Genomic DNA, 13,439 nt, shown 5'->3' on the forward strand with positions numbered 1-13,439 from the left:
GCTCAACCGCGCGGAGTGACGCGGCGCAGCAACAGGAACGCGGCGACGGCGGCGAGTGCGGTCGGCGCCAGAGACCAGAGGCCCCCGCCGAACGCTCCGAGCCGCACGAGGGCGTCGATCACGCTGGGCCAGCTGCCCGTGGCCGTGATGCCGAACAGGAGCACCACGAAGAGCGCCGCGAGCGCACCGCCGAGCGCAACCAGGCCGTAGACGCGCCACCGGAGCCAAGCTGCGGCGAAGACGGCTCCGACGAAGAAGAACAGCATCAGCCCCGTGAAGAAGACGACGAGGCGCTCGAGCAGTGGGCCGTCGGTCAACCCGGGGGTGGCGAACATGCGGCCACCCAGCCACCAACCGCCGGTTGCCTCCTCTGCCACGGAGAGCGCGGTGAGAGCGAGACCGTAGCCGGCCGAGAGCAGCGTGAACGCGAGCGCCGTGCCGACGGCGTAGTCGCGTCGCGTGGATCCGATGCCGAGGGCGAAGGGGAACGTGGCGCTCATCGCCTGCACGGCGACCACGCTCATGTAGACGAAGAGGTAGAAGACAGCGCCCGACCACAGCGCCAGGGGCGCGGCCGTGGCGATGACGGGCGAGGCGCTCAGCACGACCGCCCAGACCGCGACCGAGAGCAGCGCGATCGCGAACAGCACGATCCACGGCACGATCACGATCGTCGAGAAGTTCACGAAGTGCAGGCGCACGACTCGCCACGCCCGCACGCCCGCGTTCGCCGCCGAGCCGGACGCGGGAGCGGGGACGGCATGGGCGCGGATGCCGTCGCGCACGACCCCGGCACTGTCGGCATCCCGAGCAGCGACGGGCGCGTGCGGCGGTTGGTGCGCGCTCGCTCGGGCCGCGGGGGCTGACATGGCGGGGGCTCCTGATCTCGGGCGATGAGGAGTTGCTCGGGGTTGAAGGTTCGAGGGGAGGGTTCGGGGTGGGAACGGGTGAGGGTCCACGAGAGTTCGGGGGCTCTCGCGGGCCGGTTCCAGCATGTCCCCGCAGCGCCGTCCGCGCTCGCCGCGGCCGTTCACGCGAGGGTTTGCTGCAGCTGCGCGGGTTCTAACCCGCGGTTGTGCAGCAAACCCTCGCGACGGCGACGGCGACGGCGCCGGCCACGCCGCGGGCAGGCCACGCCCCGGGCACGCCACGCCCCGCGCCGGCCACGCCGCGGGCAGGCCGTGGACCGGTGGCAGCCAGGCCGCGCCCAGGTTCAGCCGCGCCGCCTCAGTTGCGCGGCGTCACCCGCCGGAGCAGGAAGAACCCGGCGACCGCCGAGAGGGCCGTCGGCAGCAGCGACCACCAGGCGACGCCCAGCGCGCGGTTCGACACGAGCCAGTCGCCGACCGCGCCCCAGCTGCCGGTGACGCCGATCAGCAGCATGGCGCCGAGCAGGAGCGCCGCGAGCAGCACTCCGAGCACGATGACGCCGTAGGCGCGCCACCGCATCCACACGCTCGCGAAGATCGAGCCGACGAAGAAGAAGAACAGCATCACCGCGAAGAACACGAAGAAGCGCTCGAGCACGGGGCCGTCACTGAAGTAGTTCGTGACGAACATGCGGCCCCCGAGGCCCCAGCCGTTCGTCGCCTCCTCAAGCAGCGAGAGCAGTGTGAGCGCGACCGCGTAGCCCGCCGACAGCAGGATGAAGCTCGCTGCCGTGCCGAGGTAGTAGTCGCGACGGGTCGTGCTGAGGCCGAGCGCGAACGGGAACGTCGCGCTGATCGCCTGCACGGCGACCACGAGCATGTACACGAAGATGTAGAAGGTGGAGCCGCTCCACTGCATGCCTTCGCTGAAGTTCGTGCGGTCGCCCGGTGCGAGCGAGGCCCGGATGATCGCCCAGATGGCGAGGTTCGCGAGGAAGATCAAGCCCATGATCATGCTCGGCACGGCGATCGTCGTGCCGATGTTCACGAAGTGCAGTCGCACCACGTTCCAGATGCGCTGCCACTCGCTGCCGCGCTGCCGCACGGCGGGGGTGCTGATGGCCAGGTCGGTCATGATTCCGCTCCGAATTCCGAGGCGTGCGCACGAGTGCGGCGCACGATGAGTTGCTGAAGAGACACGCCCCCGAGCTCGAGGCCCGCATCGGCGGCCTCGCGTCGCTCGGCAGGGGTCAGCGCCTCAAGGGTCGCGGTCGCCAGCCCGCCGAGCCGGTCGCTCGCGAGCACTTCGCGATGCTCGACGAAGCGCTCGACTGCGTGCCGGGGCCCCGCGACGGTTGTGACGCTGCCGCGCAGGCTCTCGGCATCCTGGTCGATGATGATGCGGCCGTCGTCGATCACCAGCACATGCTCGAGCAGATCGCTCACCTCGTCGATCAGGTGGGTCGAGAGCACGATCGTGCGCGGATGCCGGGCATAGTCGGCGAGCAGGTGATCGTAGAACGACTGGCGGGCGACCGCGTCGAGCCCGAGATACGGTTCGTCGAAGAAAGTGAGCGGCGCGCGGGCCGCGAGACCGACGATCACACCGACTGCCGAGAGCTGGCCTCGCGAGAGCTTCTTGATGCGGCGGTTGAGCGGGAGCCGGAACTCCTCGATCAGCTCTTGTGCGAACTCCTCATTCCAGTGCTCGAAGAACCAGGGCGCCGCCTTGAACACGTGCTTGGGCTTGAAGTCCTCGGGGTAGCGCTGGCTCTCTTTGATGAACGAGAGCCGGCTGAGCACCGAAGCGTTCTCGACCGGCGATTCGCCGAAGATGCGGATCTCGCCGCTCGTCGCGAAGTCCTGCCCGGTGAGCAATTGCATGACGGTCGTCTTGCCGGCGCCATTGCGGCCCAGCAGGCCGACGATGCTGTGCTCCTGCACCGAGAACGTCACGTCGTCGACCGCGGTGAGGTCGCCGAACCGGCGAGTGAGTCCTTCCGTCTCGATGACGGGGGATCGTGTCATTTCGATTTCTCCTGCGTGTGGGTTCGCTTGGTAGCGGATGTCTGAGCGAGCGGTTGGGCCGCGCTCGCCTTGGTCGTGTGGTCGCGGATGAGGGTGATGAGTTGGGCGTCGCCGATGCCGAGCTTGCGTGCCTCGGCGACGAGCGGCGTGACGAACTCGTCGGCGAAGCGTGCGCGTCGCTCGCTGGCGATGCGCTCTCGGGCGCCCGCGGCGACGAACATGCCGATACCGCGGCGCTTGTACAGCACGCCGGCATCCACCAGCAGGTTCACGCCCTTGCCGGCGGTCGCGGGGTTGATGCGGTGAAAGGCGGCGAACTCGTTCGTCGACGGCACCTGCGACTCCTCCTCAAGAGCTCCCGAGAGGATGTCGTTCTCGATCTGCTCAGCGATCTGCACGAAGATCGGCCGGTCTTCGTCCACGCTTGCCTCCCTGGTTCATTAGTGATGTAACTAACCAATCAGGAGTGGGAGCGAATGTCAAGCGCGTCTCGGGCGCCGTGGATACGGGAGAATCACACGGGGGGATCGACATGGGCATCAGAGTGTTGCCGGGGGCTGCCGTTGCGGCGGTCAACTCCGGCTCGATCTCGCGCGTGACGCTCGTGGTCGGAGCCGTCACCCTCATCTCCACCGTTCCGGTGCTTCTCGAGACGCTGCTGGTGCGCGGTCGCGCGCACGAATTGCCCCTGCCACTGCTCATGCTCGCGGTGATGTTCGTGGGCGTCCTGGCAGCGATCCTTCGCCCTCGAGCCTCCGTAGTGCTCACGTATCTCGTGGTCGGGGGAGCAGCGGGCGCCGCCTATCAGGTGGCCCTGCTGCATGCGGAGCCTGCACTGCTCGATGAGGCACTGTTCCTGCTCAATCGGCCGATGCTCGCGCTGACCGCGGTCGGTGCCGGCGTGACGACTCCGCGAGTGGGGATCGCGTGGCTCGCGGTCGGGTTCACCGTTGCGACCGCGAGCGGGGCAGCGGCATCCGTGATCGCCGGGGTGCCGTACCGGCCAGGCTTCGGCCCGGCGATGGTGCTGGTGGTTGGATCGGTGGCGTACCTCACGCTCGCAGCCGTGCAGCGCCGGGCACGCAGGCGGATGCCGAACTTCGACGAGCTCGAGCGCGAGATGCTGCAGATCGCGCACGGCCAGCGGCTCGCGAAACGCACGACCGCTGTCGTGCACGACACCCTGCTCGGCGACCTCGCCGTGATCATGAATCTTCGCGGGGCGATCGATCACCGCACGAGTCAGTGGCTGCGCACCGATCTCGACACCGTGAAGCGCGCCGAGTGGCTCTCAATCGATCACGCTGCGGGCAAGAGCGCGAGCGATCCCGCGAGCGACCGCGGCGATGACGGTGCCCGCACGGATGCGGAGAAACGATCCGCGGGCGGCCCTGGCTCCGCGAACGCATCCCACGACCGCAGCTTGCGGCAGACGCTCGCGGCGCTGGTGTCCGAGTATCAGTGGCGTGGGCTGTCGGTGCAGCTCACCGTCGCCGATTCGGCGGACGGGAGGCTCGGTGCCGAGGCGTCCGCGGCGCTCGTTGCCGCGGCACGTGCCTCGCTCGAGAACGTGCTGCGGCACTCGGGTTCATCAAGCGCCGAGCTCGACGTCGTCGCCGACGATCAGGAGCTCGCCGCGCTGATCGTCGACCAAGGAGTGGGCTTCGATCCCGGCGAGGTGCGCGCTGACCGCCTCGGATTGCGTGTCTCCGTGCGCGAGCGCATGGAGGGCGTCGGCGGCCGCGCTCGCATCTGGTCGTCACACGGCGTCGGAACCTCCGTCATGCTGACACTGCCGGCACCGCTCGGGGGAGCATCATGACCGCGCATCGCCCGTTCTTCCGGCTGTCGGCGCACGAGACCGACCCGGTCAACTGGTTCACCGGCTCCCTCGTGCCGCTCGTGTTCGGCGTGCTCGCGCTGGGGTACGGCGTCGTCTTCACCGCGCTGAACTGGGATGCCGGAGGCAGTCCTCTTTTCCAGTTGCTCGCCGTCGCGCTCGCCTTCAGCGGATGCCTGGTGGTGCACGCGATCAGCCGCCCGTTGCGACCGCCGATCGGCTGGGCGGGTGCCGCCCTCGCCCTGTCGATGTCGAGCGCCGCGTTCCTGCTCTCGGCTCTCGGCTATGCCGAGGCGCAGATCGGCATCGAACTCTGGTGGGCGCCGTTCGGACTCGCCCTCACGCTGGGCAGCCTGGCGCCGTACCTGCCGGCGCGAGCGCTCCTGATGCTCGGCTCCGCGGCCACGCTGATCACGGTTCCGATCGCTGCGTTCGCCGTCTCGGGCAGCTGGGGCGATTGGGGGCCGGTCGGCGCCATGTTCATCGTCGCTTCGCCGCTCACCAGCGGCATCGCCGCGTCGACCACCTTCTCGGTATCCGTGGTCGCTCGGATGCTGCCGCTGCTGGAACAGCGGGCGAAAGCCAAACTCGCGCTCGATGCATCGCGCGGGGCGCGGGTCGAGGCGATGGAGCGACGACGGCTGGCGAGCTTGACGGCGCCGGCGGTGCCGTTCATCGAGCGCGTGCTCGAGGCGGGCCGGGTGGAAGACGCAGACCGGGCCAGGGCTCGAGAGCTCGCGCGCGGCATCCGCGATCAACTCGTCTCGGCGTCGCGACTGACCTGGCTGGACTCCATCGGCGACGATCGGGTCTCGGTGAGCGATCCCGCACAATCCGCCGAGCGCATGCGGGCCGACCAGCGTGTGGCGCTCGGCGGGATGATCAGTGCGATCACCGACCAGCTCGATGCGGATGCCGGAACGGTGCGCGTCGAGCTGCGGGGCGCTGAAGGCGGTGCCACCGCGGTCTCGGTGAGCATCGACGCTGAGCTTCCAGGCGACGGGCTGCAACTGCGGCTCGCGCCGTACTTCCTCGCGCTGCGGGGAACCGTCGACGAGTTCCGGATGGATGAGGGTGCGCGGCTGCGGATCGCGTTCACGATCCCCGCGCAATCCGGGATGCCGGGAGCCGTCGCACAGCACGACGCTCCTGCTCGCTGACGCTGACGCTGACGCTGACGCTGACGCTGACGCTGACGCTGACGCTCGGGCTCGGGCTCGGGCTCGGGCTCGGGCTCGGGACTTTCGCCTCTGCGATCATCGATCGGCGCTGCAGAGGATGACGAGCACGGTATCTGTGGCGCGGTCTCGACCGCGCGTGCCGAAGAGCCCGAGCGAAGGAGCCGACGTGTCGAACGAGATGGCGAACGGCGCACAGCATGGATCGGCACAGCAGGGATCGGCACAGCAGGAATCGGCACAGCAGGGATCGACGCCGAAGCCGCAGCTCGAGGAGCACGCGGCGGATCCCCGGGTCGAGCGAATCGTGCTCGCCGGTGACGGCGGACCGGCCGGTGAAGGCGCCCTGCGATGGGTCGCCCACCGCAGCAAGCATCACCGGCTCGATGTCGAGGTGCTGACGGTCGCCGAGCCCGACCGGTTCATCGGCGGGAGAGATGCAGCGTCGTTCCGGCGTGAAGCCGAGGACACCGCGGAGCGCGCTGCCCGGGCGCTCGCTGCCCTTGCGCCTTCGACGAGGATCAGCACGCGCGTCGAGGAGGGTGATGCGCGCGACCGATTCGAAGAGGCATCGATCTCGGCCGACCTGCTTGTGGTGGGAAGCAACAGGGTGACGAGGCTGGCTGATGTGCTCCTGGCCTCGACGTTCTCGGTCAAGTTGGCAGAGGCGTCGTGGTGCCCTGCCGTCGTTGTTCCACGCGAGTGGGAACCGGGAGCCTCCGGGCCGGTCGTGCTCGGCGTGGAGGGCGACGACAGCGACAGCGCGGCGGCCCGCTTCGCGGCGCAGGAGGCCGCTGTGCTCCGCCGGCCGCTCAGGGTGGTGCACGCATGGTTCCCGCCCTCGCTCGAGCGCTCCTCTGAACTCGCGGAGACACGCATGGAGCACCAACGCGTCTTGCAGCGCGAGATCGCGGACCTCGATGTGCGGAGCCCCGGACTCAAGATCGAGGGTGAGTTCATCGAGGATGACCCCGTGTCGGCACTCCGGAACGAGGCCAGTAGAGCCGAGATGCTTGTGATCGGGTCGCACGGACGCGGTCGAATGGACCGGTACTTCCTGGGCTCGGTGAGCCGCTCGATCCTGCTGCACCCCGCCGGGGTGACCACGGTGGTGCGCCCGAAGTACGGGGAGAGCTGAGTGGGGTGCGGAATCCACGGCGATCGGCCCGCTCGCCTTCGACCATAACGGGGCTGCCCTTCGATGCGGTGCTCTTCGACCTCGACGGCGTCGTCACGAACACAGCATCTGCGCATGCCGCAGCCTGGACCGAACTGTTCGATCCGATCCTCACGAGTCGAGGACTCCCTCCGTTCGATCCGATCAACGATTACCTCGAGTACCTCGATGGACAGACACGTGAAGACGGGATCCTGCGTTTTCTGTCTTCGCGCGGCATCACCGTCCCGACCGGAGATCCTCGGGACCCAGCCGAGGTCTGGAGCATCTTCGGCCTGGCAAGGAAGAAGAACGAGCTGTTCCTCGCCCGGATCGCAACGGACGGCGTCGGAGTCTTCCCGGCGACCGCGTCCCTCTTGCAGCGACTTCGCGCCGGACGCGTGCCAGTCGGGCTCGTATCGGCGAGCCGCAACGCCCACGCCGTCATGGCAGCGGCCGGCGTGGACGACATGTTCGACACCGTCATCGACGGGCACGTCGTCGAGCTGCAGCATCTGAGCGGCAAGCCCGATCCGGCGATGTTCATCGAGGCCACGCACCGGCTCGGTGTGACGGCGGAGAAGACGGCGGTCATCGAAGACGCGATCGCCGGGGTCGAAGCGGGTCGAAGGGGCGGGTTCGGCTTGGTGGTGGGAGTCGACCGCCTGGGTCAGCGCGAAGCGCTGGAGGCCGCTGGAGCCGACATCGTCGTGGATGACGTGGGCGAGCTCGACCTGGGCGAATCACGCGTGCACCCGTGGAAGCTCGTATACGAAGGCTTCGATCCTGCGCACGAGGGGCACCGTGAGGCCTTGACCGCTCTGGGAAACGGCTATCTGGCAACGAGGGGGACCAGTCCCGAGGCCCACGATGACGGCGTGCACTATCCGGCGACCTACCTCGCCGGTGTGTACAACACCGCCGAGTCTGTCGTGCACGGGCGGGCGGTGCGCGAAGAGCAGCTGGTGAACGTGCCGAACTGGCTCCCGCTCGACATCCGTATCGGCGCGGACGGCTGGTGGTCCGCGGACTCGTATTCGACCACGGCGGAGCGCCGCGAACTCGATCTGCGGACGGGGGTGCTCACCCGCTCGTTGGTGCTCACCACGGAACAGGGCGAGCGCCTGGCGGTCGTCCAGCGCCGATTCACCTCGATGGACGACCCCCACCTGGCGGTGTTGCAGACCACGGCGACCCCGATCGGATTCAGCGGCACGCTCACGATCCGGGCGGGTGTCGATGGGGGCGTTCGCAACTCGAATGTGCTTCGAGACAAAGGACATGGGTCGTCCCATCTGACGCAGTTCGCCTCAACACGGCTTTCCGACGGCGACGCGCTCATCGAATCGGTCACCTCGGCCAGCGGCATCCGAATCGCAATGGCGCTTCGGACCGCAGTATCGGGGGCGACGCCGGAGCAGGTGACGGCACGAACCGCCGCTCGCCGCTACCAGCAGCAGTTCCAGTTACGCGTGCGCGATGGCGACCCGGTCGTCATCACGAAGACGGTGGCCGTCGTCACCTCTCGGGACTCGGCGATCACTTCGCCTGCAGAAGGGGCGGTTGCGGTGCTGCGCCGCACCTCCGGCGACATCGACGAACTGCTCGGTCGCCACGAGAACGCGTGGCGGCGCCTGTGGAGCCGGTTCGCCATCGATATCGATGCCGACAAGCAATGCCAGCTCGTGCTGAACCTGCACATGTTCCATACTCTGCAGACGATCTCGCCGCACACCGCGGCGCTCGACGCAGGAGTCCCAGCACGTGGTCTCCACGGCGAGGGCTATCGGGGGCACGTGTTCTGGGACGAACTGTTCGTCATCCCGGTGATCGGGCACAGGCTTCCGCACGTCAGCCGTGCCCTGCTCGAATATCGCTGGCGCAGGCTCCCGGCCGCCCGTGAGATCGCTCGCATCGAGGGCGCAACTGGGGCTTGCTTCCCCTGGCAGAGCGCCGGCGATGGCACTGAGCAGACGCCCACGGCAGGCTACAACCCGCTGTCGGGACGATGGGTGGCGGATCATTCCGCTCTGCAGAAGCACGTCGGCTTGGCGGTCGCGTATGACGTCTGGCACCACTTCCAGCTCACAGGGGATCTCTCGTGGCTCGCAGAGCGGGGAGCAGAGCTCATCATCGAGGTCGCGCGCTACTTCGCATCGCTGGTGGTGCACCGCTCGGGGGACGAACGAGCGCACATCTTCGGCGTCATGGGGCCTGACGAGTATCACGACGGCTACCCCGACGCGCCCGGCATGGGGCTTCGTGACAACACGTACACCAACGTTCTCGCGGCTTGGACGTGGGAGCGGGCACTCGACTCCCTCGCGGTGCTCGAAGGTCATGCCGCTGAGGCGATCCGGGAACGCCTTGCCGTCGACGATGGCGAGCTCGACCGCTGGCGTGTCCTGAGCACGTCGCTCGCGGTGCCGTTCAGTCCAGACGGACTGCTCGATCAGTTCGAGGGCTTCCACCGCCTCGAGGAGTTCGACTGGGAGGGCTATCGCCTGCGATACCAAGACCTCGGCAGGATCGATCTGATCCTGGAGTCCGAGGGCGACACTTCGCTACGGTACAAGGTCACGAAGCAGCCAGACGTGCTGATGCTGCTCTATCTGCTTGGTCGTGAAGGCCTGCAGCGACAGTTGGCGAGGCTCCGTTATCCGCTGCCATCCGACGATCTGGACCGCACTGTCGAGTTCTACCTGAAACGCACCGTGCACGGCTCCACGCTGAGTCGTGTGGCGAACGCCGCGATCCTCACGGAGTTCGATCCGGCACGAGCATGGTCGGTGTATCGGGCAGCTCTCGTCGCAGATCTCGACGACACTCAGGGCGGCACGACCAGCGAAGGCATTCACCTTGGAGCGATGGCCGGCACTGCCGGACTGACCGTCCACTCGTTCGCCGGGCTTCGAACCGAGCAGAACAGCTTGCGCTTGTCACCTCGACTCCCGTCGAGGATCAAACGGCTCCGGTTCGAGGTCTGGTATCGAGGTCACCGTGTCGACGTGACCGTCGAGGGCGCCGGCGCCGACGTTTCGCTGCATCGCTCGACCGCCCCGCCTGTGCGCATCGTGGTCGACGGTGCGGTGAAGGTCATGGGTGGGGGAGACGCGCATCGCTTCCGCCTTCGACCCGCGCGGGACGAAGGCCCCTAGGCGTGCGCCGCAGCGACGCGCAGCGTGTCGATGTTCCACTCGTTGCTCTGAAAGGAAGGGCCATGTACGCGAAGATCGGTGATCGCCTCGTCGTGCACAGCGCCCATGTGGACGAACCCGATCGTGATGCTGAGATCCTCGAAGTGCACTCACCCGACGGCTCGCCCCCGTACCTGGTCCGATGGTCCGACAACGGGCACACCGCTTTGATCTTCCCGGGCGCCGACGCCCACGTCGAGCATTTCGGAAGTGCTCCACCGGCCACATGAGGTGTCGGCGGCAGTAGCTCGGAGCACATCGCGCGACGGTGCGTGTGCAACGCTGGCAGTTGCGTGCAGTCAGCGTCGCGACAGGCGCTTCTGCAGCGTATCCACCGCGATCACCACTGCCGGTGCGGCAATGGCGAACGCCCACCCGAGTGGAGTCGGCCAGCTTCCGCCGAGCAGCGCGCTCACGCTCGGCACACCGAGGAACACCGCCAAGAGCGCAGCTTCGGCGGCGATCGCCCAGAGGAGCTGACGATTGCCGAGCAGCCGAAGCGAGAAGACTGGGGTGGTCTCACTCCTGCAGGCGAACGCGTTGGCCATCTGCGACGTGGCGATCACCGCGAATGCGCTGCCCGAGGCCATGGCCAAGAGGTTCCCGTCCGGCACGGCGCCCCACGACCACCCGCCCGAGAGCAGCACCGCTGCGAAGGCCCCGAGAGAGAGGGCGGCCTCGATTGGTCCTAGCATTGCGAACGCCCGCCCCAGCACCGTCCGGTCGATGAGGCGACGCCTTCCGGGGGGCCGCGTCATCACCTTGCGGCTGGGAGGTTCCACCCCCAGTGCCAGGGCTGGCAGCATGTCGGTGCCGATGTCGAGCGCGAGCACCTGCAGCACTCCTATCGCCAAGGGGAACTGACCACCGGTCAGCGCCCATGCGACGAACGGCGCGAGCTCGGCGACGTTGTCAGTCAGGTGGTAGGTGAGGAAGCGGCGCGCATTCGCGAAGGTGGCGCGCCCCTGCCGGATCGCCGCCACGATGGTGCCGAAATGATCATCCAGGAGCACCAGATCGGCGGCTTCGCGCGCGACGTCGGTGCCGGTGGCGCCCATCGCAACGCCCACATCCGCCTCTCGAAGTGCCGGACCATCATTGACCCCGTCACCGGTCATAGCCACGACGTGCCCCCGAGCACGCAGCACGCGCGCTATGCGCACCTTGTCTGCCGGGGTGACGCGCGCGACCACGGCGCCCTCGGGTCGGTCGAGGGTCGCCGCAAGCGTCTCGTCATCCGCGCCGAGGGGCGACGTCAGGTTCGCCCCTCCTTCGAGCAGCAGCCCGACCTCCCGCGCGATCGCGACGGCCGTTCCGGGATGGTCGCCGGTGACCATGACGAGGCGGATGCCGGCGGCACGACACGCCTCGATCGATTCCCGAACATCGGGGCGCGGCGGATCCTCGAGGCCCACCAGACCGAGCAGGACGAGCCCGGTCTCGGCCTGAGTGCCGGCTTCGCCGCGGGCGACGGCTAGCACGCGCCGGCCTCGGCGTGTCAGGTCGTCGAGCGCCGCTTCGGCACCGGGCGGTATGCGCGCGCAGCGGTCGAGCACTCGCTCAGGCGCACCGAGCACGTGGGACTCGTCGTCGAGCGTTGCGGAGCTCAGCATCCGCTCGCCCGTGTAGGGCGCTCTCATACTCGGTTCCAGGTCTGACGCGGCGATTCCGCAGCGCAACGCAAGGGCCCAGAGCGCGCTCTCCAGCGGATCGCCATCGCTCGTCCACTCGCCGCTCCGCAACACGGCTCGGCCGGTGACGCACAGGGCCGCTGACCGGGCGAGCTCAGGGAGCGCCTCGCGTGCGCGCTCGCCGCCCGTGATGGACGCTTCCGGCGAGTACCCGTTTCCGTCGATCGTGACCGAGCCCGAATCTGTCCACACCTCGACGGCCGACATGCGGTTCTGCGTAAGCGTGCCTGTCTTGTCGGTGCAGATGATCGTCGTCGAGCCGAGAGCCTCCACCGAATCGAGCCTGCGGACCAGCGCCTTCCTCTCCGCCATCCGTTGAGCACCGAACGCGAGCGAGAGTGTCACGGTAGGAAGCAGCCCTTCAGGGATCAACGCCACCGCCACGCCCACCCCGAAGAGGAACGCCTCTGGCCCGGCGAGACCCAACGTCAGACCCACCGCTGCCAGACCGGCGCCCGTCAGCACCGCGACCAACGCGATGATGCGCACGACGCGATTCAACTCTCGCGTCAACGGGCTGGGAGGCCGGCGGGTGGACCTTGCAAGGGCTGCGATGCTTGCGAGTTGCGTCGCCGAGCCGGTGGCGGTGACCCGCGCGCGCGCGAGGCCCTGCACCACGAAGGTCGCAGCGATCAGCGGCTGCCCCTCACCCCGATCGACAGGACGGCTCTCACCGGTGACCATCGACTCGTCGACGCGGAGCCCCTCGCTGCCGATGACGACGGCATCCGCGGGGATCCTGTCGCCGGCGGAGAGCAGCAAGAGGTCGTCGCGAACCAGTTCGGCGGCATCGATCGTCACGGGACGTCCATCGCGCATCGCTCGTGCGGAGGCGGGCATGAGTGACGCCAGTTGCTCGAGCGAACGGTCGGCGCGGTGCTCCTGCCAGAAGGCGAACACCGCGTTGAGCACGATGACGGTCACGATGGCGATCGCGAGCGCGGGAGTGCCGCTGAGGAGCGCCATCCCCGCGGCAGTCCACAGCAGCAGCGCCATCAGATGCGTGAACTGGCGAGCGAGCGACCGAAGCGCCGACGGGCGCCGCAGCGCCGGAAGGGTGTTCGGCCCGTCGATGGACAGCCGTTCACGCGCGACCGCAGACGCGAGCCCCTCTGCGCCACCAGGCTCTACGCCACCAGGCTCTACGCCACCAGGCTCTACGGCACCGCGCTGTGCGGCACCGTGCTCCGCGGCGTCGGGCTTTGCGGCGCCGCGCTCTGCGGCACCAGCTGGTCGGGGCTCAGCCGGCTCGGCCACGTCAGGTCTCGGCCGTGCGCCAGGTCGAATCGGGTTCTCTCGCCGTGGATCGCTCCATGCACCGATGCTCCCGCGAAGAAGGCCCGCCGTCGAGAGGGGCGAGCGACTGCGGCGATGGCGCGGTCAGTTCGCCGCTGCATGAGGCCACCGCCTGTTCTGGTCAACGCCCGTTGCGGGACCAACGACTCTGGAGCGCCCCGCGCGACCGGTCGACAATCTCGCC

At 68.5% G+C, this 13,439-nt stretch carries 10 protein-coding genes; 5 read left to right on the forward strand and 5 right to left on the reverse strand.

The window, feature by feature from the left end; genetic code table 11:
* Positions 1-2: 2 nt before the first annotated feature.
* From QF206_RS01445 to QF206_RS01460, 4 genes are all read right to left on the reverse strand, one after another.
* Entirely contained in the window at positions 3-869 is an 867-nt protein-coding gene (locus QF206_RS01445) for a hypothetical protein (protein WP_281487421.1), read from the reverse strand.
* 358 nt (positions 870-1,227) lie between these two features.
* Positions 1,228-2,004 (reverse strand): hypothetical protein, encoded by a 777-nt coding sequence (locus tag QF206_RS01450; protein ID WP_281487422.1) that lies wholly within the window; start codon positions 2,002-2,004, stop codon positions 1,228-1,230.
* Positions 2,001-2,897 (reverse strand): ABC transporter ATP-binding protein, encoded by an 897-nt coding sequence (locus QF206_RS01455; RefSeq protein ID WP_281487423.1) that lies wholly within the window; start codon positions 2,895-2,897, stop codon positions 2,001-2,003. The genes QF206_RS01450 and QF206_RS01455 overlap by 4 nt, the downstream gene beginning before the upstream one ends.
* Positions 2,894-3,319, reverse strand: a complete 426-nt coding sequence (locus QF206_RS01460; RefSeq protein ID WP_281487424.1) for a GntR family transcriptional regulator — start codon at positions 3,317-3,319, stop codon at positions 2,894-2,896. Before QF206_RS01460 ends, QF206_RS01455 begins: the two co-directional genes overlap by 4 nt.
* A gap of 110 nt (positions 3,320-3,429) precedes the next feature.
* On the opposite strand from QF206_RS01460, the gene QF206_RS01465 reads away from it, so the two are divergent.
* The 5 genes from QF206_RS01465 (at position 3,430) to QF206_RS01485 (ending at position 10,498) form a co-directional block, all read left to right on the forward strand.
* On the forward strand, positions 3,430-4,719 hold the full coding sequence (locus tag QF206_RS01465) for a sensor histidine kinase (RefSeq protein WP_281487425.1): 1,290 nt from the start codon (positions 3,430-3,432) through the stop codon (positions 4,717-4,719).
* On the forward strand, positions 4,716-5,897 hold the full coding sequence (locus QF206_RS01470; RefSeq protein ID WP_281487426.1) for a hypothetical protein: 1,182 nt from the start codon (positions 4,716-4,718) through the stop codon (positions 5,895-5,897). The genes QF206_RS01465 and QF206_RS01470 overlap by 4 nt, the downstream gene beginning before the upstream one ends.
* 187 nt (positions 5,898-6,084) lie before the next feature.
* Entirely contained in the window at positions 6,085-7,053 is a 969-nt protein-coding gene (locus QF206_RS01475) for a universal stress protein (protein ID WP_281487427.1), read from the forward strand.
* Positions 7,054-7,121: 68 nt separating this feature from the next.
* Complete coding sequence (locus tag QF206_RS01480; protein WP_281487428.1) at positions 7,122-10,229, forward strand: HAD-IA family hydrolase; 3,108 nt, start codon at positions 7,122-7,124, stop codon at positions 10,227-10,229.
* Between the two features lie 62 nt (positions 10,230-10,291).
* Positions 10,292-10,498: a DUF1918 domain-containing protein gene (locus tag QF206_RS01485; protein WP_281487429.1), complete on the forward strand. Its 207-nt coding sequence runs from the start codon at positions 10,292-10,294 to the stop codon at positions 10,496-10,498.
* 69 nt (positions 10,499-10,567) lie between these two features.
* Here the strand turns inward: QF206_RS01485 and QF206_RS01490 are convergent, their stop codons facing one another.
* Complete coding sequence (locus QF206_RS01490; protein ID WP_281487430.1) at positions 10,568-13,216, reverse strand: cation-translocating P-type ATPase; 2,649 nt, start codon at positions 13,214-13,216, stop codon at positions 10,568-10,570.
* Positions 13,217-13,439 lie beyond the last annotated feature (223 nt).

It is taken from the genome of Ruicaihuangia caeni (genome assembly GCF_029952955.1).
Classification (GTDB): Bacteria; Actinomycetota; Actinomycetes; order Actinomycetales; family Microbacteriaceae; genus Ruicaihuangia; species Ruicaihuangia caeni.

Coding starts and splice junctions, on each gene's coding strand:
- QF206_RS01445 (WP_281487421.1), bottom strand. CDS start 869: ATGTCAGCCCCCGCGGCCCGAGCGAGCGCGCACCAACCGCCGCACGCG.
- QF206_RS01450 (WP_281487422.1), bottom strand. CDS start 2,004: ATGACCGACCTGGCCATCAGCACCCCCGCCGTGCGGCAGCGCGGCAGC.
- QF206_RS01455 (WP_281487423.1), bottom strand. CDS start 2,897: ATGACACGATCCCCCGTCATCGAGACGGAAGGACTCACTCGCCGGTTC.
- QF206_RS01465 (WP_281487425.1), top strand. CDS start 3,430: ATGGGCATCAGAGTGTTGCCGGGGGCTGCCGTTGCGGCGGTCAACTCC.
- QF206_RS01470 (WP_281487426.1), top strand. CDS start 4,716: ATGACCGCGCATCGCCCGTTCTTCCGGCTGTCGGCGCACGAGACCGAC.
- QF206_RS01485 (WP_281487429.1), top strand. CDS start 10,292: ATGTACGCGAAGATCGGTGATCGCCTCGTCGTGCACAGCGCCCATGTG.